Annotated in this window: 22 protein-coding genes and 1 riboswitch; of the genes, 15 read left to right on the plus strand and 7 right to left on the minus strand. The window is 53.1% G+C overall.

From position 1 onward, the window contains the following. Window positions 1-2: 2 nt before the first annotated feature. From flgD to flgB, 3 genes are read right to left on the minus strand one after another with little or no spacing between them, the layout of a single operon-like run. Complete coding sequence (gene flgD, locus PGW97_RS23860; RefSeq protein WP_047885073.1) at window positions 3-686, minus strand: flagellar hook assembly protein FlgD; 684 nt, start codon at window positions 684-686, stop codon at window positions 3-5. After that, window positions 683-1,120 carry a flagellar basal body rod protein FlgC gene (gene flgC, locus PGW97_RS23865; RefSeq protein WP_047885072.1) on the minus strand — a complete coding sequence of 146 codons (438 nt, stop codon included), beginning with the start codon at window positions 1,118-1,120 and terminating at the stop codon, window positions 683-685. The genes flgD and flgC overlap by 4 nt, the downstream gene beginning before the upstream one ends. 5 nt (window positions 1,121-1,125) lie before the next feature. Further along, complete coding sequence (flgB, locus tag PGW97_RS23870; RefSeq protein WP_047885071.1) at window positions 1,126-1,488, minus strand: flagellar basal body rod protein FlgB; 363 nt, start codon at window positions 1,486-1,488, stop codon at window positions 1,126-1,128. 60 nt (window positions 1,489-1,548) lie between these two features. Here flgB and flgA point away from each other — a divergent pair, with 60 nt between their 5' ends. The 4 genes from flgA (at window position 1,549) to PGW97_RS23890 (ending at window position 4,412) form a co-directional block, all read left to right on the plus strand. Then, complete coding sequence (gene flgA / locus PGW97_RS23875) at window positions 1,549-2,385, plus strand: flagellar basal body P-ring formation chaperone FlgA (protein ID WP_273860033.1); 837 nt, start codon at window positions 1,549-1,551, stop codon at window positions 2,383-2,385. A gap of 191 nt (window positions 2,386-2,576) precedes the next feature. Continuing rightward, window positions 2,577-2,858, plus strand: a complete 282-nt coding sequence (gene flgM, locus PGW97_RS23880; RefSeq protein WP_273860034.1) for a flagellar biosynthesis anti-sigma factor FlgM — start codon at window positions 2,577-2,579, stop codon at window positions 2,856-2,858. Continuing rightward, the gene (gene flgN, locus PGW97_RS23885; protein WP_273860035.1) at window positions 2,851-3,336 is read left to right on the plus strand and encodes a flagellar export chaperone FlgN; all 486 of its coding nucleotides are present in this window, start codon (window positions 2,851-2,853) and stop codon (window positions 3,334-3,336) included. The genes flgM and flgN overlap by 8 nt, the downstream gene beginning before the upstream one ends. Further along, a complete protein-coding gene (locus PGW97_RS23890) occupies window positions 3,336-4,412 on the plus strand; it encodes a lytic transglycosylase domain-containing protein (RefSeq protein ID WP_273860036.1) in 1,077 nt (358 codons plus the stop codon). The genes flgN and PGW97_RS23890 overlap by 1 nt, the downstream gene beginning before the upstream one ends. 11 nt (window positions 4,413-4,423) lie before the next feature. Here the strand turns inward: PGW97_RS23890 and PGW97_RS23895 are convergent, their stop codons facing one another. Beyond that, window positions 4,424-4,843, minus strand: a complete 420-nt coding sequence (locus tag PGW97_RS23895) for a GNAT family N-acetyltransferase (protein WP_207103904.1) — start codon at window positions 4,841-4,843, stop codon at window positions 4,424-4,426. A gap of 199 nt (window positions 4,844-5,042) precedes the next feature. Beyond that, window positions 5,043-5,780 carry a complement resistance protein TraT gene (locus PGW97_RS23900; protein WP_273860037.1) on the minus strand — a complete coding sequence of 246 codons (738 nt, stop codon included), beginning with the start codon at window positions 5,778-5,780 and terminating at the stop codon, window positions 5,043-5,045. Between the two features lie 768 nt (window positions 5,781-6,548). Between PGW97_RS23900 and PGW97_RS23905 the strand changes: the two genes are divergently transcribed. From PGW97_RS23905 to PGW97_RS23935, 7 genes are all read left to right on the plus strand, one after another. Next, window positions 6,549-7,709: an endonuclease/exonuclease/phosphatase family protein gene (locus PGW97_RS23905; protein ID WP_273860038.1), complete on the plus strand. Its 1,161-nt coding sequence runs from the start codon at window positions 6,549-6,551 to the stop codon at window positions 7,707-7,709. Window positions 7,710-8,081: 372 nt separating this feature from the next. After that, window positions 8,082-8,621 (plus strand): diaminobutyrate acetyltransferase, encoded by a 540-nt coding sequence (gene ectA / locus PGW97_RS23910; RefSeq protein ID WP_242551929.1) that lies wholly within the window; start codon window positions 8,082-8,084, stop codon window positions 8,619-8,621. A gap of 23 nt (window positions 8,622-8,644) precedes the next feature. Further along, window positions 8,645-9,913, plus strand: coding sequence for a diaminobutyrate--2-oxoglutarate transaminase (ectB, locus tag PGW97_RS23915; RefSeq protein WP_273860039.1), 1,269 nt, complete (start codon window positions 8,645-8,647; stop codon window positions 9,911-9,913). 9 nt (window positions 9,914-9,922) lie between these two features. Beyond that, window positions 9,923-10,312, plus strand: coding sequence for an ectoine synthase (locus PGW97_RS23920; protein WP_273860040.1), 390 nt, complete (start codon window positions 9,923-9,925; stop codon window positions 10,310-10,312). 66 nt (window positions 10,313-10,378) lie between these two features. Next, window positions 10,379-11,830, plus strand: a complete 1,452-nt coding sequence (locus PGW97_RS23925) for an aspartate kinase (RefSeq protein WP_273860041.1) — start codon at window positions 10,379-10,381, stop codon at window positions 11,828-11,830. Between the two features lie 314 nt (window positions 11,831-12,144). Further along, window positions 12,145-12,314: riboswitch (Lysine riboswitch) on the plus strand. Window positions 12,315-12,398: 84 nt separating this feature from the next. Beyond that, window positions 12,399-13,991, plus strand: coding sequence for a Na+/H+ antiporter NhaC family protein (locus PGW97_RS23930; protein WP_273860042.1), 1,593 nt, complete (start codon window positions 12,399-12,401; stop codon window positions 13,989-13,991). 302 nt (window positions 13,992-14,293) lie between these two features. After that, the gene (locus PGW97_RS23935) at window positions 14,294-14,710 is read left to right on the plus strand and encodes a hypothetical protein (RefSeq protein WP_207103908.1); all 417 of its coding nucleotides are present in this window, start codon (window positions 14,294-14,296) and stop codon (window positions 14,708-14,710) included. Between the two features lie 147 nt (window positions 14,711-14,857). On the opposite strand, the gene PGW97_RS23940 is transcribed toward PGW97_RS23935, so the two are convergent. Continuing rightward, window positions 14,858-16,213: a GntP family permease gene (locus tag PGW97_RS23940; RefSeq protein ID WP_047885059.1), complete on the minus strand. Its 1,356-nt coding sequence runs from the start codon at window positions 16,211-16,213 to the stop codon at window positions 14,858-14,860. Window positions 16,214-16,529: 316 nt separating this feature from the next. Between PGW97_RS23940 and PGW97_RS23945 the strand changes: the two genes are divergently transcribed. The 4 genes from PGW97_RS23945 to PGW97_RS23960 all read left to right on the plus strand — a co-directional run bounded on the left by PGW97_RS23945 (window position 16,530) and on the right by PGW97_RS23960 (window position 21,972). Beyond that, window positions 16,530-18,119 (plus strand): acyl CoA:acetate/3-ketoacid CoA transferase, encoded by a 1,590-nt coding sequence (locus PGW97_RS23945; RefSeq protein ID WP_273860043.1) that lies wholly within the window; start codon window positions 16,530-16,532, stop codon window positions 18,117-18,119. Window positions 18,120-18,222: 103 nt separating this feature from the next. Then, the gene (locus PGW97_RS23950) at window positions 18,223-19,167 is read left to right on the plus strand and encodes a LysR family transcriptional regulator (RefSeq protein ID WP_047885057.1); all 945 of its coding nucleotides are present in this window, start codon (window positions 18,223-18,225) and stop codon (window positions 19,165-19,167) included. 239 nt (window positions 19,168-19,406) lie between these two features. Then, complete coding sequence (locus PGW97_RS23955) at window positions 19,407-20,414, plus strand: HlyD family secretion protein (protein ID WP_273860657.1); 1,008 nt, start codon at window positions 19,407-19,409, stop codon at window positions 20,412-20,414. 31 nt (window positions 20,415-20,445) lie between these two features. Then, window positions 20,446-21,972 carry an MFS transporter gene (locus tag PGW97_RS23960; protein ID WP_273860044.1) on the plus strand — a complete coding sequence of 509 codons (1,527 nt, stop codon included), beginning with the start codon at window positions 20,446-20,448 and terminating at the stop codon, window positions 21,970-21,972. A 32-nt stretch (window positions 21,973-22,004) separates the two neighbouring features. Here the strand turns inward: PGW97_RS23960 and PGW97_RS23965 are convergent, their stop codons facing one another. Further along, window positions 22,005-22,928 (minus strand): LysR family transcriptional regulator, encoded by a 924-nt coding sequence (locus PGW97_RS23965; protein ID WP_273860045.1) that lies wholly within the window; start codon window positions 22,926-22,928, stop codon window positions 22,005-22,007. Window positions 22,929-22,957 lie beyond the last annotated feature (29 nt).

Consider the following 22,957-nt stretch of genomic DNA (forward strand, 5'->3'; position numbering starts at 1 on the left):
GGTTAAGCACCAAACTGACTAATCTGGTAGAAAGGAACACTGCCGACCCCGGCAACATTGACCAGCGTCGCACCGCCGTTACTGGGCACCCGCACCTGAGAGACTTCACCGGCCATCAGCATGACCGGCTGCCCCTGGCCCTTATCAACATTCACCGATACGGTGTACTTACCCGGCTTCAGCCCCAGAGCTTGCGGATCAATGGCAAAATCCACATCCCCCTGACCGTGTGCCCCTAACGGCAAAGAGGTCTCCTGACCGTACTCATCGGTGATCGTCAGCGTGACCATGTTCGAGGCATGCGCCAGTTCCAGCTTGCCGTGTTGCGGGCCGCTGCCCAGCTCCACTTCGTTGGTGTTCACAAACACGGTTTGCCCAACCAAACCAGCAGTAGAAAGCACCTGCATGTTATCGAGCAGTACCATGCTGTTTTGCATCACCTGCGCCATGTTCTCGGTACTCTGCACCTGAGAAAACTGCGCCAGCTGGCTGACATATTCCGTGCCATCCAGTGGATTTAACGGGTCCTGATTCTGCACCTGCGCCACCATCAGGGTGATGAACTCGTTCTGCAGCGAGGTCGCACTGTTTCGGTCAGCAGGGTTGGCCGTGACCGATCTTTCCTGACCGGCTGTCGCCGATACCGGTGAATCCGCAGTCAGGGCGGTAAATTGCGCCAGACTCATCGGCCACCCTCCCCAAGTCGCAGAAGCCCCTGCTGCATGCTTTTCACATTGCTCAGCACTTCAACATTGGTTTCAAAGCTGCGGGTTGCGGACATCATGTCGGCCATTTCAGCCACCACATCAATGTCCGGGTAATAAACATACCCTTCCCGGTTAGCGAGCGGGTTGCCCGGCTCATAGCGTTTCTCGGCGTCGCCGCGACTTTGCACAACATCCACAATCCGCACTTCCGCATTCGGATAAGCGTTTTCACCGGAAGCCAGTTGCGTGTTGCTGTACACGGTGGCAAAAACCGGCTTCAGTGCCTTGTAGGCATCCTCCGGGTTAGCAGACACGGCATCGGCGTTAGCCAGGTTACTGGCAACGGTGTTCAGACGAACGGTCTGAGCATTCATGGCCGAACCGGCAATCGAGTAGATATCGGTAAATGACATAGTGATTAACGTCCCTCTATGGCTTTGGCTAACCCGCTGAATTTCATGTTCATAAAAGTCAGACTGGTCTGAAAATCCATGTTGTTCTGAGTAAACTTCGCCTGCTCAACCCCCAGCTCAACGGTATTGCCGTCTTTGCTGTTCTGGTATGGCATGGCATACAGCGAAGAGATTTTGAAGTCCGGTACCGGCTTATCCACTTTCCCCGGCACGGTATTGCGCATAACGGTTTCAAAGCGCAGGTCTTTCGCAAGGTATCCAGGGGTGTCAACATTTGCTAAGTTACTGGCCAACACCTTGGTGCGTTGTACCCTGAAATTAAGCGCATCCGGGTGAACACCGAGCGCACTGTCAAAACTGATCGCCATTGAAATTCCTCAGGTCTGGCTGGTCCACGAAGCATTAATCAAGATACATGCCATCTTTTTATGATTTATTTATCAATACTTTACAATGCGACACGGAAGCGGAACTTCCGCCCAACGGAAGCTGAACGGAAGCGCCGTCAATCTCGTATTTGCTTTCTTTCCGCCCTGTTCGGCAGTGCCCTGCTGGGGATAAGCCATCCGCCCGCTTTCAGCGCTATTACCGAGCAGGCTATTGCAGCACAGACCATGACCGAGCAGGCGCTGGCAGATTTTGTCAGGCAGGAAATGCAGGCAGAGGTCGATGCCTATGCCCGGCAGCACCATTGGCAGAACGTGCAGACCGACATAGCAATCACGGTTCCCGCGGCCGTGCAGCACCTGCCGGTATGCCCGGAGCCGTTAACCATCGCGGCCAGCGACCTCAACAACCAGCCAGTGGGGAACCTTAAACGTCAGGTACGTTGTGACGGCGGCGCGCACCCTTGGCGAATAAATACCACTGTCAAAGTTGAAGTGCAGTTACCGGTTGTGGTCGCCCGAACCGCCCTCAACCGGGGCACCAAACTGGCAGCCGATATGCTGAAAATGCAGGTGATGCACTTTAACCGAGCGACTGATTTCGCCACACAAATTCCAAGCGTAACGGGCAAACGCACCGAACGCCGTATTCGCAGTGGACAGGTGATCCGTCCCGCTTCGCTGCAACAGCGCTGGCTGGTTGAAACCGGAGATGAAGTGCTGATCACCGCAAGGAAAGACGGAATGCAGGCCAGTACCCGGGGAATTGCACTGGAAGACGGGGGCAAAAATGAGCAGATTGAGGTTAAAAATTCCCGGTCAGAGAAAGTGATTAAGGTTCGCGTAACCGACTACGGCAAAGTTGAAACCGTTTTTTGACCCCTGTCTCTGACGTTGCTCTCTAAGAGACCTAATGCGAGATCTAATGCTGTTAGCTGATAAGCTGCGCTCAGCGAAAGGATCAATTCCACCACGGCGGTTGGCCCGCAACAGCATGCCTTGAAAGATTTAATTAATCCGATTTTTCGCCGCCTATCTTAATCAGACTCCATCAGCAACAGGAACTCAGGATGAAAATTGATAAAGTGGCTGGCAGCGCTATTACCCAAACGCAGTTTGACCATTCTTCGCGTCGCACTTCAACCACGGCAAGCAGTCAGCCGCGTCCGGAGCCTGGCATTCAGGTTGATACCCAACGCATGGCCAACATGCAGGAGCAACTGAAGCAGCTACCCAGTATTGATATGGACAAAGTCGTGGCAGTGAAAGACGCACTGGCACGGGGTGAGCTGGAACTGGATATTCAGGCGCTGTCTGGTGCCATTATGCAATTCCACACTGGCCATGAGTAAGACAGTGGAATCCGGTAAATCAGCCGCGCAAACCACCGCGGTCAGACAACAGCTTGTCATGCAGCTTCTGAAGGGAATTCAGCAAGACATTCAGCAATATGACGAACTGCAGCAGATTTTACAGGCACTGCAGGCCAGTTATCTGAATTTCGATGGCGAAGCCATGCAACGAATGATGCAGCGCCAGCAGCCACTGCTTGCCGTCTTAGCACAACGTTCAACACAACGAACAGTGCAACTGCGGCAATTGGGACTGCCAGCCACTCCGCAAGGTATTCGCAGCCTGTTTCAGGCTCTGCCACTGGCATTACGGGAAAAAATGCAGCAGCAATGGCAACGTCTTGAGTCCGTCATTGTGGCCTGTCGGCAACTCAATCAGCACAACGGGCAATTGTCCGCTTCGTTTGGGGAACTGTTAGCCGAAATCAGTCAGGACTCACAGCGCCACTATGCCCGTGACCAGCTGATGCAGATGTGATGTCGTTTGCCTCATCGCCGCCTTCGAACATGACAGCTCAAGGCATTACCGCTCCAGCAATTAATGCGACAACCCGTGCGGCAACCGCAGGGGTTATTGGCACCCTTACCGCACCCCAAGATCGTCATTTCTGCTTAAGTCATTTCCGCTTAAAGCGGCGCTTACTGCCATTGCTGGCAAGTCTGCTCCTGATGCCGGTGTCCGCCGCACCGCTATATACCGAGGCACAAACCGCTATCCCGGCGATGGACTGGGCAACCCGACCACTATTTTCCCCATCACAACCTGCGTTTATAGGACAGCGTTCACCCCAAAACACGGGCCGTCTGCGTTTTCCGGCAGAGTCTGAGGAATTCAAGCAACAGGTCAAAGCACAGCATGCGCGCCTTACCCCGCACCAACAGCGGATTCAGCGTCATCTTATGCGTCAGCGGCACACGATCGAGATGATTTATCGAGAGCTGGACAAGCGGCAGTTGCCCAGACAGCTGGTGTTATTACCTATGCTGGAGTCCACATTCAATCCGCTGGCAGTTTCACCGGCGAAAGCCGCCGGGTTATGGCAACTTATGCCAGCCACCGCCAAGCGTTTTGGCCTGAGCGTTACCCCAGAGCGGGATGACAGGTTCGACGTTAGCCACAGCACCCAAGCGGCGCTGGACTACCTGACTTTTCTGTACCGGAAATTCCATCAGGATCTGAACCTCACCCTGGCAGCTTACAATGCCGGTGAAGGCAGGGTCAGCCGGGCGCAAAGCAGTGACAAACAGCGATTCAGCCAGCTTCGGTTACCGGCAGAAACGGTCAACTACGTACATAAATTCCACGCCTTATTACAGCTGGTGGATGTGGCAGAACTGGCAACGCATCGCCCATATTCATCACACCCTATCGCCGGGCTCTTGGCTCCACAGCGGAGCACCGTTGACGCTAATGAAACCCGAAATGCAGATGAAACCCAATATGCAGAAGAAACCCAGGATACCCAGATCTTAACAACCCTGTTTGCCAAACGCACAGTGATCAACATGAAGCCGATCTCCCCGCTGATACCGGTGATATCGCCTGACGCTTAGTCCGCACGGCCTCAGCAGCGATAGCAAAAATGATGGCTACTGATCGCAAATCCCTCGGTCAGATAAAACTTATGCGCCGCAAAACGCTGGACACCGGAATCAAGATGAATTTCGTCAATATGATTCACTTCGGCATAGTCCTTAAACCAATCCATCAGATACTGGCCCGCGCCCTCTGAACGATGCGCCTCGTCAGTAACAAAATCGTCGATATAAAGATACTGACCACAGGATAACTTCTGCCCGGTCACAAAACCTGCCACCGACAGCACGTTACCGTCGCGCATCACGTATGCCAACTGATACCCCGACTTCATCTGCTGTATCAGCAGACCGATAAGTTCATTCAGCTCATACTGAGGACGCAATTGCTGAATAACCGGTGCCACGGCTGCCACTTCTTCCTGGTTTGAAACCAATATCACTTCCATTTTCAACCATCTCGCTTATTGTCTGTTTCCGTAAAGGATACCCACAGAGGAAAACGTACAAGCCTGATACCGGATTACGGTGAGTCCTCAGCGTTCACCTCAGGGAGCCCTTAAAATGGGTCAGGATAGCAAGCAGGTATGACAATACGCTGAAAGTATCGCGAAAAAAACCGCCTCCGGAGAGGCGGTCAGCATGGCATCAGAACACACCGGATATCGAGGTTGCCAGACCATCGACCAGTACCGGTTTAGCCTCTTCAAAGTCCAGGTTTACTTGATTGGCCGTTGATACAATACGGGTGTTGTAACGCTTTTTATTTTCGGTCAGCGTCGTATTGCTGGTGGTGTGGCTGGATGAGCCATTTTTCACATCTGCCGTCTGCGTGGTGTTCACCTTCAGGTTAGTTTTCTCCACAATCTGAATATCGGTGATCATGGCGTAGTTGACATCCTCCACCAAGGCATCAGCCGCGATACCAATGGCCGCACCAATCAGGCCTCCCGCAGCAATGCTGTTTCCGCTGGATGAGCGCGATGCGACTGCCAACATACCCAGTGTGCCACCCGCCAGCGCGGAACCATAGCCGTTGGTCAGAAAGCCATTCGCTTCACGTAAATCCATTTTATCGAGCTTGAGGATGTTAGACTGAAGCCAGTAATGCGCAGTCGCCGGATCATTCACAATCCGGTAGCCTTTCGCCACCAACCTGTGTTGCAAAGCGTCCGAGATATCAATTTGTTTATCCGTGGTATTACGGATTTGAACATAAATGGTTTTCTTATCCGCGGAAACAGGATCCAGCCAGATGGTATCTGACATTTGCGTCTGCACTTCCAGATTACGTTTTTTCACCGCCGTTGATACCGCAGAGCAACCGGATAAAACCATTGTTGACGCCAATACCACTGCCACTAACTTTGCCTTACTTGCCTTCATTCTCGGAATAATCCCTTGCTGTTAAGACTCAACATATGAAATAGGTAGCACATGATAGAGCAAAAAGGTGCTTACCGATAGTGATCAACTGAAAATTTTTTGTTAATCAGCAACATAAGTACAAGAACACCTTTTTGACCAAGATCGATGCAACAGCAAACCCCTCAACAGAAACACTCACATCTGGGTAGTTTGATGGCCGCAGCAGACAGCGCTGTAACAAAATTCCCCCTGTTCAAAAGGCTGCGAACCATCCCTCAGGCCTAACAGTGCGTTATGAACTGGGCTGGTAGCGACTCACGATATAGTGCAAGCATACCTCTCAGATCCCGTAAATTTTGGAGCCGTTCCTTGCCAGTTCCCCCCCATTGTCTGCAATCTACTGTGTCATACTCACAGATTTGCCGCACGGTGAAACGGCATTCTCAACGAGCCCGAAGAGGGATGAGAAGGATGTGGGTTCGAGTCTCCTGGAGCCTCGCTTCGAGCACAGTGGCAGCCTTCAGGTTTTCGCCGGCCATGTATTCATTCGCATTCACAGCACAGTTACCGGCTTCCTTACTTGCTGCTTTGCTCAGCTTTTCCTGGTGCGCTTTCTTCTGGAACGCTGTACTTTGGAAAGCTATTCGTTGGAGTACGCTGTCATGGAAACTATTGCCATGGAGAACTGTGCCTTGGAAAGCTGAGCCTTGGAGAGCAGTACCATTGAGAGTCGTGCCATGGAGAGCCGTTTCTTGGAGAGCTGCCCCCGGTAAAACAATCCTTTGGATGAGTGTTTTTGGGGCTGTAATTTGGGCAACGTGCACCATACTGACGGCGGCGCACGCATCAGGGGCCAACGCAACAAAAGCCAACGTAGCTGAAACCAACACAGCAGATGCCAAAGAAAATTCAGTGCGACACGGCGAGCAATGGCAAGCAAATGGCCATTCACAGGCAGATGGCTATTCATATGACAGCCCAATTGCCCGTTTTCAAATACCCCACATCCGGGTTGCCAGCTGGAATTTGCAATGGTTAAGCAGCCTGCCCCCCGCTGAACTGCGGAAAATCTACCCTGATGTTCCCCGTCGCACTCTCCCGACCCGCCATGCCGCAGATTTTCGTGTCTTGGCAGCCTGGGCTGAAAAACTAAACACCGATGTGCTGGCTTTTCAGGAAGTGGCGGATTCCAAAGCCCTGGATAAGCTACTGGGCAAGGGGCGTTTCCACTATGTTTTTTCTGATCGTCAGGCAATATCGGGAGCTTCAAACAGGCATCGTCCCTGGCCGCAGTTTGTCGGTTTTGCCCTGCGCAAAGAATTGGACTTTCAGCGTCACCCAGATTTAACCGCGCTGGATCTGCATGGGCGCCATTCACTCCGCTATGGCGTGGACATTTCCCTGATGGAGGGCGGTAAGCCGGTGCTTCGGCTTCTGGCAGTGCATCTGAAAAGTGGTTGTTCATTCAGCCAGAAGAAGACCCCAAATAAACAGAGTAAGCCACAAAAGAAGGCGGACCGGAAAGCCTGTCACCAACTGTTCCGCCAACAGCAGATCCTTGAACAATGGGCAGAAGAGCGGGCCAGAGAACCGGTTCCTTTTATCATTCTGGGGGATTTCAACCGCCGCCTGAGTGCAGAAAACGATCGATTCTGGCAGCAACTTAATGATGGTCAGCCTGCTGAATTGGCACTCAACCGTGCCGGTTATCCGTCCCACAGCCAATGTCCCAGCCGATTTTATGATCGCAACAAAAAGCGCTGGGTTACCCGCACTTTCCCCCATTTTATTGACCATATCGTGCTTGATAGACGCGCCGCTTTACTCATGCAGGCAGACTCATTTCGTGAAGTCGTACCCGAAGCGCACTGGTTACCTGACTACCAGTTGTCCGATCACTGCCCGGTGCAAATCACTATCTGGCTTAATGCATTAAATCGTCCCTAACGCCAACTTTCTGAGTCGGTTTTCACCGATAGAGGCCTCAACTACAGCGCCCTCGACTACAACCTCTAAAACAACCTCTAAAACAACCTCGAGAACCACCTCAAGAACAACAGCTTAAACCGCCGTTTCCTCATCAACAGCATCTCGTGCTGACGCAACCTCTCACCCAAAATAAATTAGAGAAATAAACAAAAACAAAGAATAAAAATCAATAAAATTGTCATTAAAAATTAAAACAAACAAATTAATCAAACAAAATCATATCGATAATAACATCAAACACAAACCGGAAAACATTTAGGGTTGAAACAAATTTTTAACGTCGTATGATAAAAACAAATTAATTAGAACTCTAAACATATGTGGCGACCAATGATTACGATGGCACCCTGGGTAATGAACCCGCATACCACAGCGAATAAGCAGGACGCGCTGACTTTTCGTAAACCCAGCAAGGAAGACGGGCTTGAGGTACACGAACTCATCGCGTCATGCCCACCGCTGGATACCAATTCCTCTTATTGCAACTTCCTGCAGGCAGAGCACTTTCGTGATACCTGCGTCGTTGTCGAGAAAAATGAAAACATCGTTGCGTTTACTTCGGCGTATCAACCGCCAAATCGCCGGGACACCTTGTTTATCTGGCAAGTGGCCGTCAGCCCGAAAGCACGAGGATGCGGTGTCGGCTTCCGAATGCTGGAAGCTTTACTCGACCGTCCGGAAAATGCCGGTATCCGCTATATCGAAACCACCATCACTGACGACAACAGGGGCTCGTGGGCGCTGTTTCACAAATTCAATCAGCATCACGGACGTCACGGTGACGTGACGACGTTTCTCGATAAACACGCTCATTTCGATGGTCATCATGACAGCGAATACCTGTTCAGGATCGAGCTCAAATCTAGCTAACTCTCAACCCAAAAGGTTAAAGAATGACAATTTTTCAAAGTCATGAGTCAAACGTACAGTGCTATGCACGCAATTTTCCGGTCATGTTCCAGCATGCCAAGGGCAGCTGGTTATACACAGAACAAGGAAATGCCTACCTTGACTTCCTGGCGGGCGCCGGAGCTCTTAATTATGGCCACAATAACCCGGTAATGAAGCAGGCGCTGCTTGATTACATCAGCCAGGACGGCCTGACGCACGGACTGGATATGCATTCCACGGCCAAGGCTGAATTCATTGCCCGCTTTAAAGATTTGATCCTCAGTCCGCGGGATCTCGACTACAAGCTGCAGTTCACCGGGCCGACCGGTACCAATGCGGTTGAAGCCGCCTTAAAGCTGGCACGCAAAGTAACCGGTCGCCAGAACGTCGTAGCCTTTACTAACGGCTTCCACGGGGTATCAGTTGGTGCACTGGCTGCAACGGGTAACCAGCACCACCGCCAAGGTGCGGCACAGCCATTACAGAACGTGACCCGCCTGCCGTATGAACATTATGCCGATGGCGTTGATGGCCTGACGCTTTTTAAAGCCATGTTGAACGATCATTCCAGCGGCCTGGACAAACCTGCCGCCGTGATTCTGGAAGTGGTTCAAGGGGAAGGCGGACTGAACGCTGCTTCTGATGAATGGCTACAGCGTCTGGAGGCAATGTGTCATCAGCACGATATCTTACTGATTGTCGATGATATTCAGGCGGGCTGTGGGCGCACCGGTACATTTTTCAGCTTTGAACCAGCCGGAATCAAACCTGATATCGTCACCCTGTCAAAATCCATCAGCGGCTATGGCCTGCCGATGGCCGTCGTTCTGCTCAAACCCGAGCTGGATAAATGGCAGCCCGGTGAGCACAACGGGACATTTCGCGGAAACAACCATGCCTTTGTCACCGCCTCGAAAGCCATTGAAATTTACTGGCAGGACGATCAGTTTGAACAGCATATCCAGGCCCGTTCGGCACAGCTGACAGACGCTCTCCAGCAGTTAGTGCCTCAATACCCGGCTTATTTCAGCGAACTAAAAGGCCGCGGACTGATGACAGGCATCGCCTGTCGGGACGGCGAGATCGCCGGTAAGATCGCACGCGCTTGTTTTGAACAGGGCTTAGTGATCGAAACCGCTGGCCCGGACGACGAAGTCATTAAATTCTTCTGTCCCCTAACCATTACCGAACACGATATGGCCAAAGGGATCGCGCTGTTTGAACAAGCCGTGTCAACAACAGCAGCCAACTTCATTAAAAAAGCCTCATAAGGAAAAATGATGATCGTAAGAACACTGGAAAACTGCCGTCAGACTAAGCGCCGAGTGGTCGCAGAAAACTGGGAAAGCGTCCGTATGCTCCTGAAAGACGACAACATGGGCTTTTCTTTCCACATCACCACGATTTATGCCGATACCGAAACCCACATTCACTACCAGAACCATCTGGAGTCGGTGTTCTGCATGTCCGGGGAAGGCGAAATAGAGGTCGTTGGAGGTAAAACCTACCCAATCAAACCCGGTACGCTCTATATCCTGGATCAGCACGATGAACACTATTTACGTGCCTATGGCGGCGATATGACCATGGCTTGCGTGTTTAATCCGCCGTTGACCGGTCAGGAGACTCACGACCAAAACGGCGTGTATCCACTAATGGAAGAAACCTGAGATTCCAACGACACAGACACCTTCACTTTGACAGTCACGCTGTGACCGTAACCAAAAGGATGAACTATGTCTCACACCGTAGAAAAAATCGGTGGCACGTCGATGTCAGCGTTCGATGCTGTGCTCGACAATATTATTTTGCGTCCCTCGCAGCGCTACAACCGAGTATTCGTGGTTTCGGCCTATGCCGGGATCACCAATGATCTGCTGGAATGTAAACGCACCGGCAAGCCGGGCATCTACCAGCTGATCGCCAAACGTTCACCGGACTGGCGCCAGGCCATGAACGATCTGGAGCAGCGCCTGCTGCTGATCAACGACAACCTGTTTGCCGATCCGGTGAACCGTCTTCGGGCAGATAAATTTATCCGCGCCCGGGTTCAGGATGCAAAACAGTGCATCACCAACATCCTGGAAATGTGCGAATTCGGCCAGTTCACGTTGCGCCACTATCTGCCTCAGGTCAGAGAGTTTCTCTCCTCCATCGGTGAGGCGCACAGCGCCTTCAATACCGCCCTGAAGCTGAAAACGCTGGGTATCAATGCGCGCTTTGTTGACCTGTCCAGCTGGAACAATCAGTACACCGGTGATCTGGATGATGTCATTAATCAGGCGTTTGCCGATATCGACCTGGGTCAGGAACTGCCTATCGTCACCGGTTACGCCTATTGTGACGAAGGACTGATGAAAACGTACGACCGCGGTTACAGCGAGATGACCTTTAGCCGCATCGCGGTGCTGACCGGCGCGCGGCAGGCCATCATCCATAAGGAATATCACCTCAGCAGCGCAGATCCGCGCATCGTGGGGCCAGAGTCGGTTCTGCCTATGGGGGAAACAAACTACGATGTGGCCGATCAGCTCGCGAATCTGGGGATGGAAGCGATCCACCCCAATGCCGCTTCCGGACTTCGCCAGAACAATATCGAGTTGAAAATCAAGAACACCTTTGAGCCAGAGCACACGGGTACGCTGATTTCAAATGCCTTTACCCCCTCGCAGGATCGGGTTGAAATCATTGCCGGGCGGGACAAAGTATTTGCGCTGCATCTGTTTGATCAGGCGATGGTAGGTCACGTTGATAATGTCGGCTACGACATCATGCAACTGATTCGTGAGTCGAGCGTCAACTTAATTGGCAAAGAGATGAACGCAAACTCAATCACCTACTACCTGACCGGTGGTGCCGATAACCTTAATCAGGTGTTATATAAGGCGGAGAAACGATATCCGAAAGCCGCCATTACCGGGCGACTGGTCGCAATGATTTCTGCCATCGGGGCCAACATAAACACCAATGAGGCACTGCGGCGGGGGATGCAAGCGCTGATGCAGGCAGAATGTTTTCCGATTGCCGCCCACTCATCGGTACGTAACGTCAACGTGCAGTTTGTGGTCGATGACAATGACTACCAGAGTGCCATTTGCACGCTGCATGAGCAGTTCTTCGCCCTGCCTGCAGAGACGCACACACCGCCGGACTCCCTGACTGAGTGCCAATCGGCCCACGTTGCCTGATACTACTAACGGCATATCAACCAATCAGCATATCAATCAACCAACTAATCAACCAACTGCCGGGACTTTTACCCCGGCGGTGTTGTCTCTAAACGGTCAGTCGCTTCGCTGTGCTGGATTGAGGTTTAAGGATTCACCGCTCTGTCAGCCAGCGTTTTTTCCGCCACAGCGCTTTGTTCAACAGTTCCTTGATCGAAAGCAATTCATAGTGCTGAATTAATAGTCATTGAAAGTGAATTGTATGCTGACATCGCTAACTAGCCGTATATAATAACATTTGCTGTGGGCAGACCCGTGTCTGCTCGCAGCAACCCTAAATCAGTAGAGGCGCGCTGCCTATCAGTAACCGAGCAGAGGGTGATACCGATGAAGCCGGGGAAAGGAGTCAGCGCCGAAGTGACTGAGTCATCAAACTCAGCCGCTGGGGCTGCGTCGAACAGGCGCAGCACTGCCATAGTTTTTCCTATGGAGCGCTACCTAAGGGGTAACACGTCATGCCTTGGTTGTCGATTTCGTTACATGTCCTTTTGGTAGATCTCCACCTTTAAGTTGTAGGTGAAATGAGATCATGAGCCTTGTTCCTTTTGCGGATTCTGCCTGGTCCGTGCTTCCCCCCTTGCTGGCGGTGTTGCTGGCTGTCGTCACCCGACAGGTACTGCTGTCACTGGGTGCAGGTATCGTTGCCGGTGCCCTGATGCTGAACCAATTTTCCCTGTCCCAGACCCTGAACTACCTGTATCAGAAAATAGTGGCTATCTTCTGGAGCGGCGGTGCCCTAAACCACGATAACGTCAACATGCTGATTTTCATGTTGTTGCTCGGTGCACTGATCAGTCTGATGAGTGTGTCCGGTGCCACTCAGGCCTTTGCCGACTGGGCAGCCGTACGGTGCAAGGATCGCCGTAGTGCCAAGTCCCTGACCGGGCTGATGGTTTTCATCTTCTTCATTGATGATTTCTTTCACAGCCTGTCTGTTGGCGCTATCTGCCGACCAGTGACCGACCGGTTTCAGATTTCACGCGCCAAGCTGGCCTACCTGCTGGATTCAACCGCCGCACCAGTGTGCGTCCTGATGCCGATTTCCTCCTGGGGTGCCTACATTATCGCACTGGTCGGCGGTATTCTTGCGGCCCACCAGCTAACAGACCAAAGCCCGATCGCCGCCTTTGTCGAAATGATGCCGATGAATCTGTACGCGGTCTTTACCCTACTGATGGTGATTTGTGTTATTGCATTCCAGCTGGATATCGGGCCGATGCGAAAGCATGAAGCCCGCGCCCAGCAAGGTCAGCTGTGGGATCACAGTAAAGGCCGTCCGCCGGGTCTGGATATGGAAACACCAGAAACCGCTCAGGGCGGGATGATTGATATGGTGTTGCCGATCCTGACCTTGACCGCGGCAACCGTCTTTTTCATGGTTCAGTCCGGTGCGGATGTGCTGTCCGGTAAAGGACAAGCCTTCAGCCTGATCGGCGCGTTTGAAAATACCAACGTTGGCCTGTCGCTGGTATACGGTGCAATCTGCAGCCTGGTGGTCTCGATGGGTCTGGCATTACGCCTAAAACTGTCGGCAAAAATCTGGTTGAAAGCCGCGCCGCAAGGAATCTCAGCCATGATGCCTGCGATCATTATTCTGCTGTTTGCCTGGACAATCGGCACCGTAGTACGCGACATGCAAACCGGCGTTTACCTCGCGTCACTGTCACAGGGCAGTCTGCCGGTAGAACTGTTGCCAGCCGTCGTCTTCCTGCTGTCATGTGTCATGGCGTTTGCCACTGGCACCAGCTGGGGAACATTTGGCATCATGCTGCCGCTGGCCGGTGACATTGCGGCAGCCAGTGACATCACCATGTTACTGCCGATGCTGTCCGCCGTACTGGCTGGCGCAGTTTTTGGCGATCACAGCTCACCGATTTCCAGCACCAGTATCCTGTCGGCAACGGGTGCCGGTTGTCACCATATGGACCACGTGCTCACTCAGCTACCTTATGCCGGTTCAGTCGCGTTCGGTGCACTGCTCGGCTATCTGGTCATGGGCTTTACCCATTCGTCCTGGCTGGGTGTCGCCGCCAGCAGTGTCTGGTTTGTGGCCTTCTGCCTGTTTGCCCTTCGCCGTCGTCAGAGCAACCCCGAGCTCAGTCTTGCATCGTCTGAAGCTTAACCGGTAAATCCGCCCTCTTCATGCAAAGCCTCCGCACGTTCAAGTGCCGGAGGCTTTTTTCTATTCGCTTTGCTGTCATCGCTTTTTTGCGTGGCTTTTTTGTGTTGGCATTTTTGTTGTGGCTTTCATGCATCAGCGGTGTCTCTTTTCTTGTCCGGGCTAGCCACAGGGCCGCACTATAGTTAAATCTATCACCGTCACTTCGTGATGAGTTGTTATGGCAGCTAGGTACCTATTCATAGTCGGTGTCTATGAGCGGTAGGTATCAATGAGTAGTAGGTGTCTATGAGAGGTAGGTGTCTATGAGCGGTAGCATCGCAAGACCTATCCCAGCGATGGCAAGATTCAGGGCGCTGCGGGGCGCTATGATTGCGGTCGGGATGAGTGTGTTTTCCGCAGTGTTTCCGGTGCATGCTGCCCAGAAACTGGATTATGTCAGTGCGGTCACAACACCGGGGACAGGTCGTCTGGTAACCATGGACGATTACTGGCTGCTGGCATTCAGCGATACCTATGACATTCGTCTGCCCGAACACGTCAGTAACGGCGAAAATTTGCAAATTCGTATCCGGGAAGATGGTCAGTGGCACACCGAGAATTTTCGGGTGCAGGCGATCAGTATCCATCACGACTTATGCCGGTTGCACAGCCAGCATCCCAGCCGGGATGGCCGCTTTCCGACAGACGCGATTTACGTGCAGCCCTGCCAGCAAGAATAACGCCCCTGTCAGCAGACCGCATATCGCGGTAAGCGCAGGGGCGTTTCAGTGTGAGAATAGCAGCCAGGTTTTGTGGCTACGCTTAAGTGAATAAGCGTAAGTGGCTAGGCTAAAATCACTTGCACATCAATTGATTACATAGGCTCGCTACACAAGCCCGGTCGTCAGGTGTACCACTATCACCGTAAAGGCAGCCAGCAGTGGAATCGCCATGGTCACCACAGCAATATCCCCGTAGCTTTGGCGGTGCGTCAGACGGCAGACCGCCAGTAGCGTAATGACCGCGCCACAGTGAGGCAATGTATCAAGGCCACCCGCCGCCAACAGCACCACACGGTGCAGCACTTCAGGGTTAATGCCCATGCTCATGAAGTCATTACCCAGCATGGCCAGCACCATCCCGGTACCGCCGGACGATGAGCCGATGATCCCCGCCAGGCTGGTTGAGGTAATCGCCACCTTAAACAGATCCGGAATATCAATTGCCGCAATCCCGGCTTTCACTACCACGAAGGCTGACAGCGCAGTAATCACCGCCCCGTAACCGACTTCCGAAGCCGTGTTAAAAATCGGCAGCAACGAACCCACAGAACCATCAAACACCTGCTTGTTTGGCTCAAACAGATACTGACGAAATGCCGCCAGCATAAAGACGATCGCCACGCCCAGAGCCAGAATCACCGGCCAGGTGCCGTTAATGTTCACCTCCAGCGCTTTGTAGTTATCGACCACTTCCGGTGACTTGAAATACACATTCGTCAGCAGGAAGTTGATGATAAACACCAGCACAATTGGTACCAGCGCCATGATCACCCCCGGCGCAGGATCCGATTCCTTACCCGCAGATTCAGCATCCGACTCTTCCCCATAGCCTTCACCGGCAGCCATTGCTTTACGCGCACGCATTTTGATCCAGAGCGTGCCAAGCACCAGCATCATCGTCGCCGCCAGCAAGCCCAGTACCGGCGCAGCATAAATCGTAGTGCCAAATGGAATGGTCGGCATAGTGTTCAGGTACTGCGGAGTTCCCGGCAATGCCGTCATAGTAAAGGTAAACGCCCCCAGCGTGATAGCTGCAGGCAGCAGACGCTTCGGAATGCCTGCCGCGCGGAAAGTTTCCGCCCCAATGGGATACATGGCAAACACCACCACAAACAGTGACACCCCACCGTATGTCAGCAGGGCTGTCGCCAGCACAACAGACAAAATCGCGTGGCGTGGCCCCAGATTTTTAATGATGAATGCCGACAGAGTACGTGCCGCACCTGAGGCTCCCATCAACTTGCCGAAAATGGCACCGGCAATAAATACAGGGAAATAAAGTTTAATGTAGTTCGCCGCCGCAGGCATGAACACGTTTGAAAGTGCATAGAGGGAAGGGAAATCACTGGTTAACAACGCCGCCGCCATTGCCAGAATCGGGGCAAGAACCAGAACAGACACACCACGGTAGGCAAAGTACATCAGGCCCACCAGGGTGAGTAAAATTACAGCAACATCCATATTTTTTCTCCGGGTCACGTCATGTGTAACAGGTCATTAACATGCTAGACCGAGCAGCCATGATTGAAAATACCGCTTTTTTCCGTCTCAGCGCCGGACGGACCCAAACTGGGATCCCAGTCAAGGTATTGCCCTATTCCCTGGCAGATTACGAACAGGCGAAAGACATAAAAACCATTTTTTATCAGATAGTTATTTCTTACACATGACGGTTAACCGACAGATATGAAAATAACAATTTCATCTGTGGATATTAATTCGGCATGAAACACTTCATACACTTTTTTGACAACTTAATCGTGAAAAGGAAGTACGAATGCCAGTCAGCCAACTTACCGCCGAGCAGGCGGCCGCCTGGGTTGAGAACGGACACGCTGTGATGCTGGGAGGATTCATTGGCTCCGTGGTGCCGGAAATGCTTGTTAAAGCACTGGGCGAGCGCTACCGCCAGACGGCCAGCCCACAAGGCTTAACGCTGATTTTTGCCGCTGGTCAGGGAGACGGAACAGGGCGTGCCGCCAACCATCTGGCCAAGCCAGGATTGGTGAAACGGGTCATTGGCGGACACTGGGGGCTGGTACCCGAACTTCAGCAAATGGCACTCAGCAACGAAATCGAGGGGTATAACCTGCCTCAGGGTGTGATTTCCCATTTACTGCGGGATACTGCCGCCGGTAAACCGGGCACACTCACCACCACGGGTCTGGATACTTTTGTCGATCCCCGTCTGGAAGGCGGAAAAATCAATGCGGTGACCACGGAAGATCTGATCAGTGTGGTCAATCTTCACGGGGAAGAGTACCTGTTCTACCAGCGCCTGCCGGTTGATATCGCCATCCTTCGCGGCACTACCGCTGACGAAAACGGCAATATCACCATGGAAGACGAGTGTCTGGTGGTTGAAAATCTGGCCGCAGCCCAAGCCGCACGTAATCAGGGCGGCAAAGTGATCGTTCAGGTCAAACATATTGTTCCGGCTGGCACCTTGGATCCGCACAGCATCAAGATCCCGGGGATCTTTGTCGATGCGATCGTCAAGTGCGACGATGAAGGCGATCACATGCAAACTTTCGCCACCGGCTTCAACCCGGCCTTTGTCACCGGCCCCTCTCACCGCCATGCCGCTACCCGCTCTACAACGGCAGCGGGAGCAACAACACTGGATCCTAAAACCCTGATCGCCCGCCGTGCCGCGATGGAATTACAACCGGGGGCCGTGCTGAACCTCGGAATCGGGGTACCGGAGTACATCGCCACCGTTGCCGGTCAGATTGGTCTGTTGGAGCACCTAACGCTGACGGTCGAGCCCGGCGCGATCGGCGGATTACCGGCCAGCGGACTCGACTTTGGGGCCAGCCACCATCCGGAAGCCATCATTACGCAGGATCAGATGTTTGATTTCTACGACGGCGGTGGCATCGATCAGGCGTTTCTCGGTCTGGCCCAATGCGCGCAAACCGGGGACATCAACGTCTCGCGGTTCGGTGACAAACTGCCCGGCTGCGGCGGGTTTATCAACATCACTCAGCATGCCAAATCGCTCTACTTCTGTGGCACATTCACCGCCAACGGACTGACTATTGACGTTGCTGATGGCGAGCTGAAAGTGTTGCAGGAAGGCAAGCTGCACAAATTCGTGTCCGAGGTTGAGCAAATCACCTTCTCCGCCAAGCGGGCCATCGCAACCGGCCAGCCGGTCCGGTACATTACGGAACGGGCCGTTTTCCGGCTAGATCCGACCGGCCTGGTGCTGGAGGAAATTGCCCCGGGCATCGATCTGGAACGTGACATCCTGGCGCAAATGGCGTTCCGCCCGCAGATTGATCCGGCCCTGAAAACCATGCCGATTGACATCTTTCAACCTGAGTTTTCCTTCACACCCGCTGTGAGCTCGACCAAAGGCTGAGCAGGAACTCTGTGAAGCCCACTGCAACTTAACCCTGCCTTGGTTGTCTGCACCTATTCTCCGGGCATCATACCCCCGGAGAATACTGCAACAAGGATGTCCTATGTCTCAGCACCCGGTCGGTATCAACGCCCGCCAGCAACAACTGGATAAAATTGTCTTTTTCTGCTCAGTCATCCAGCACGGTTCATTTCGTGAGGCGGCTGACGCCTGGGGAATTTCCGCCGCAGCGGCCAGTCGCTGGGTCAAAGAGCTGGAAACGCTGATGGCCGTCGAACTGGTGAAACGCAGCACCCGCCAACTGATCCCGACCGATGCTGGGGAACTGCTTTATCGCCGATTTTCGGCATTACTCCCTGAAATTGATACTATCTGCTCAGAAGTCGAGCACATGGCCGATGAGCAGCGCGGGGTGATTAGCATCTCTTCCACGCCCCTGTATGCTGCGTATTTTCTGCGCGAAATTATCGCGGAATACATGGAAATGCACCCGCAGGTTAACTTCCGCCTGTTTATTGAGGCCGGCGAAACCGACCCGCTGCGCGTTGATTTTATGATTCGCGCGAAGGCCACCAATCGCGAAACCGAAGAAAAAGACTCTCTGCTGATCCGCCGCCCTTTGCTGAGTGAGCCACTGTACGCCTGTGCCGCTCCCAGCTACCTGGCCCGTTGCGGCACCCCGACCGAGCCGGAAGCCCTGCGCGAACATCGCTGTCTGTATGCCAGTACGCTGGTTGGCGGCAACCGCTGGTACTTCCGCCTTGATGGCGTGAACAGGCCTGTCACCATCAGCGATGCCATGGAATGTGACAACAGCGAAATTCTGCGGGATATGGCCATCCGGGGAGCTGGCGTGGCGTACCTGCCCCATTCGGTAGTAAGGGAAGCACTGGCAGATGGCCGCCTGAAAGTCCTGCTGACCGATTTTGTTGCCAGCCGGTTTGACATCAACCTCTATTATCGCCCCCGTCATCCGATGCCAGCCCGTTGTCAGGCGTTTAAAGATTACCTGATTCAACGTACAGAAGAGATCATGGCACAGCGCTAGCGCTACACCGGTTTTCACACCGCATTCTTCCAGCCGTGGTGACGACTCACCGCGGCTTTATTTTTCACATCGCACGGCTCTCACCCTGTTTGTTCTCATCCTGTTTACCGGCTTATCAGGCTCACAGCGACTGATCGTTCCATTTTTTGGTCAGTAACATTCCACTCTTTTCGCTCGCCCATTATCGTACCAATCAGTACATTTTCTACATTAGTCAGCCATAAGAAGTCACGACGATGATGAAGAAAACCCTCATAGCTCTTACTGCCCTTGCTACCTTGTCCTTCGGGGGCTGGAAATACTGGGCAGAGCAAGACTATGTCACAACCGACAACGCCTACATAAAAGCCGATATCACGGTCGTTTCACCGGAAGTCAACGGACGGGTCGTTGAGCTGTATATCGCAGATAACCAGTGGGTAAAAGCCGGTGAGCCGCTGTTTGCCATCGACAATCAGGACTATCTGGCCAATGTGAACATTGCCAATGCCGCCATTGAAGTCGCCAAGTCCGCATTGGCCAATAACCAGTCCCGCATCAGGCTGCAACAGGTCAGCATCGAGCAGGCGAGCGCCGCCATTCAGGGTGCAAAGGCCAATGCCAACCTGCAGCATTCCGAACGCGCACGATTCAGCAAGCTGCTTCGCTCTTCGTCGATCAGCCAGACTGCATTTGATAGTCAACACACCAAGGCCATTGAAGCCGATGTGGCGCTGAAAAATGCCCACCTCGCGCTGGAAGCCAGCAAGAAGCAACTCGACACCCTGTCTGCCGAGCGGGAACAACTCAAAGCCCAGCTTCAGCAGGCGGAATCGAAACTGGTGCTCAATACCATTGCGCTTAACCGCACCATCGTCAGGGCTCCGGTGGATGGCTTTGTGGCAAACCGTCAGGTGCAGACCGGGAAATTTGTCCAACCGGGGATGGGGGTTGTCACCCTGGTTCCCCACAATGTCTGGCTGGATGCCAACTTTAAGGAAACCCAGCTTACCCATGTGACGGCGGGTCAGTCGGTGGAAGTCGTCCTGGATATGTTCCCGGATACACCAATTACCGGCACGGTGGATTCCGTTACCCCGGCAACGGGTGCCCAGTTCAGCCTGCTGCCGCCGCAAAACGCCACCGGGAACTTTGTCAAAGTGGTGCAACGAGTGCCGGTGAAAATTCACCTGACTCTGCCGGATCATTTACAGGGCCGGGTGTACCCGGGACTGTCGGCCATTGCCAGCATCAAAGTCACCCCGTAATGCCTCTCGTCAGCCCCATAGGATCACGTGTATGAAGCGTTCGCTTTCCCTGGCCGTTCTGGCGTTGTCAGCAATGCTGCCCGTCGGCCTGACTTCGGCGATGTTCAAGGCTATATCTACCCATATGGCCGCCAGTAATGGCCTTTCTCTCGATGAGATCAGCTATCTGAATATCGGATTTACCATTGCCCAGATAGTCACTCTGCTGTTTACCCCGCTCATTATGCGCCGTTTTCGGCCCAACAGCGTGCTGTGCCAGACATTAGTACTGGCAGCACTGTCGCACCTGGTGCTGGCAAACACCATTCAGATGCCGGGGATCCATGGCGGGGTATGGCTGGTGCTCGGCGTCTGTGCGAGCCTGATCATGGTCAGTATAAACCTGCTGGTACTCGATGGCTGTAACTACCGGGAAATGACGCTCATCACGGCGCTGATTCTGCTGTGTTCAACCTTATTACCTATGGGTGTTTACCCTTGGCTGTTGTCCTGGCTGGCAGATACGATTGAGTGGCAGCTGCTTTCATATCTGCTCGCAGGCATACTGCTGATTGCCCGTTTTCAGGCCGACTTTATCGCCGATGTTGCGCCATTTGATAGCGCGAAAAAATCCCATGCCCTGCCCTATCTGATCATGGCCGGCGGCATAACACTCGCGGTGTTTCTGCTCATGCGCGGTAGCTATTACAACTGGTTTGATCATACTTTCTTTCAGCAAGCCACACTGGTGGTGGCGGTACTGGCGCTGGGCGCAATGGCTCTGATGAAAGCTGCTCAGCGCACCGGTCACACCATCAATCACAAAGTGCTGACCAATTTGCATAATAACGTCTTTATGTATAACGGGTTTCTGGCGGGGTTCGCTGTCACGGCCAGCGGGGCGCTGGTGGCTAACTTTCTCAGCCATGTAATGCACTACAGCCACGAAAACGCCGGGCTGATCCAACTGCCGTCGTTTCAGGCAATGTGCGTCGGTATGTTAATCAGTGTGGCGGCCGCCAACCAGAATCGGTTTCCCAGCGACATGATCACGCCTATCGGGGTGGTTTTGATGATCATTTCCATCGTCATGTTCAGCCATCTGCCGAGCTATGTCGGCCCGGAGGCCCTACTGTTCCCCCTGTGTCTGCGGGGACTGGGAGTGGGGCTGCTCAATGTGTCCGTGACCATCGCCATGCTGGCACATTTTAAGCCGGAGCAACGCCCGGAAGGGATAAGTGTCTTCTACATTTGCAGGACATTCGGGGGACTGATTGGCTCTGCCATTTTCGCCCGAATCATGCAGGTAACCAGCTCAGAGTCGATGACCGAGTTGTCCCGGACGCTGGATCACGGCAGCCAGACCATTGAGCAATACACTCAAGCCGTACAGCGTGCCGTTCTGACCCAAGGCTTTTTGCCTTCCGGCCAGTTAAACGCCGGTCAGCTCAGCCAGACCTTACAGCTGGAAGTGTCAACCCTGTCGCTCAACAACACGTTCCTCTTTTTTGTACTGGCTGTATTGCTCATGGCGCCGGTGATCCTGATTGGCAAGAAAATGGTTAAAAAGCAAAAATAGACATTCATTTCCACTGTAAGACTAAAATGCCCCTAACGTTGAGGCAGTGAGTATTTAGCCGCTGCCTCCGCAAAATTGACCGTCAGAAAATCAATCAGCAACCTGACACGACGGGGGATATGTTCGCGATCGTGATACACCAGATTGACCGGTAAACACCTGCGATGTCGCTGACCGAACAGAGGAACCAGTTCCTTATCTTGCAACGCCGGAATCACCTGAATATCCGGCAACATTGCAATCCCGAAGCCCTGCCGGGCCAGGGTCAGTGCCATATCTGACGAATCAACCACCGTCATACTGGCTGGGCCCAGATCCATCACGCGCACTGGGTCCTGAAACCACCACTGCTTAAGTTGATCTTGCGACAGCTCGCGAAAAATCAGCTTATGGCTGAGTAATTCTTCCGGCTCAGTCGGACAACCGAACTCCGCGAGGTAATCAGGGCTCGCATAATAATCAGCATACATGTCACCGATGGTTCGAGCGATAAGGTTGCTGATCACCGGTTTTTCAAGCTGGATGAGCAAATCAAAACGCCGCTTGGGAATATTCCGCTCCACAACTTCCTGCGCATGGAACTCCAGTTCGATGCCCGGGTACTGGCGACAAAATTCACGCAGATGCTCACCGATACATTTCAGCAAAGGCGATACACACAAAATGCTGATCTTACCGGCAATTTCCTGACGATGAACCGCCATTTCCTGCTCCAGCACCTCAACCTGAGAAAGCACATCAAGACTGCGGGCATAAAAAATTTCACCGGCCTCGGTTAACGCGAAGTAACGCGCACTGCGGCTGATCAGCTTGACGTTAAACGCCTCTTCCAGCTCTTTCATTTTCCGACTGACGCTGGACTTCGGCATCGCCAGAAAATCAGCCGCCTGTGTAATGCCGCCCTGCGCGACCACATGCTGAAACAACTTCAGCGAGTCCAGTTTTAATGATGACATAACGCGTCCCCTGTTTGGGATTCTGCCCG

The organism is Photobacterium sp. GSS17 (genome assembly GCF_028621875.1).
GTDB classification, from domain to species: Bacteria; Pseudomonadota; Gammaproteobacteria; order Enterobacterales; family Vibrionaceae; genus Photobacterium; species Photobacterium ganghwense.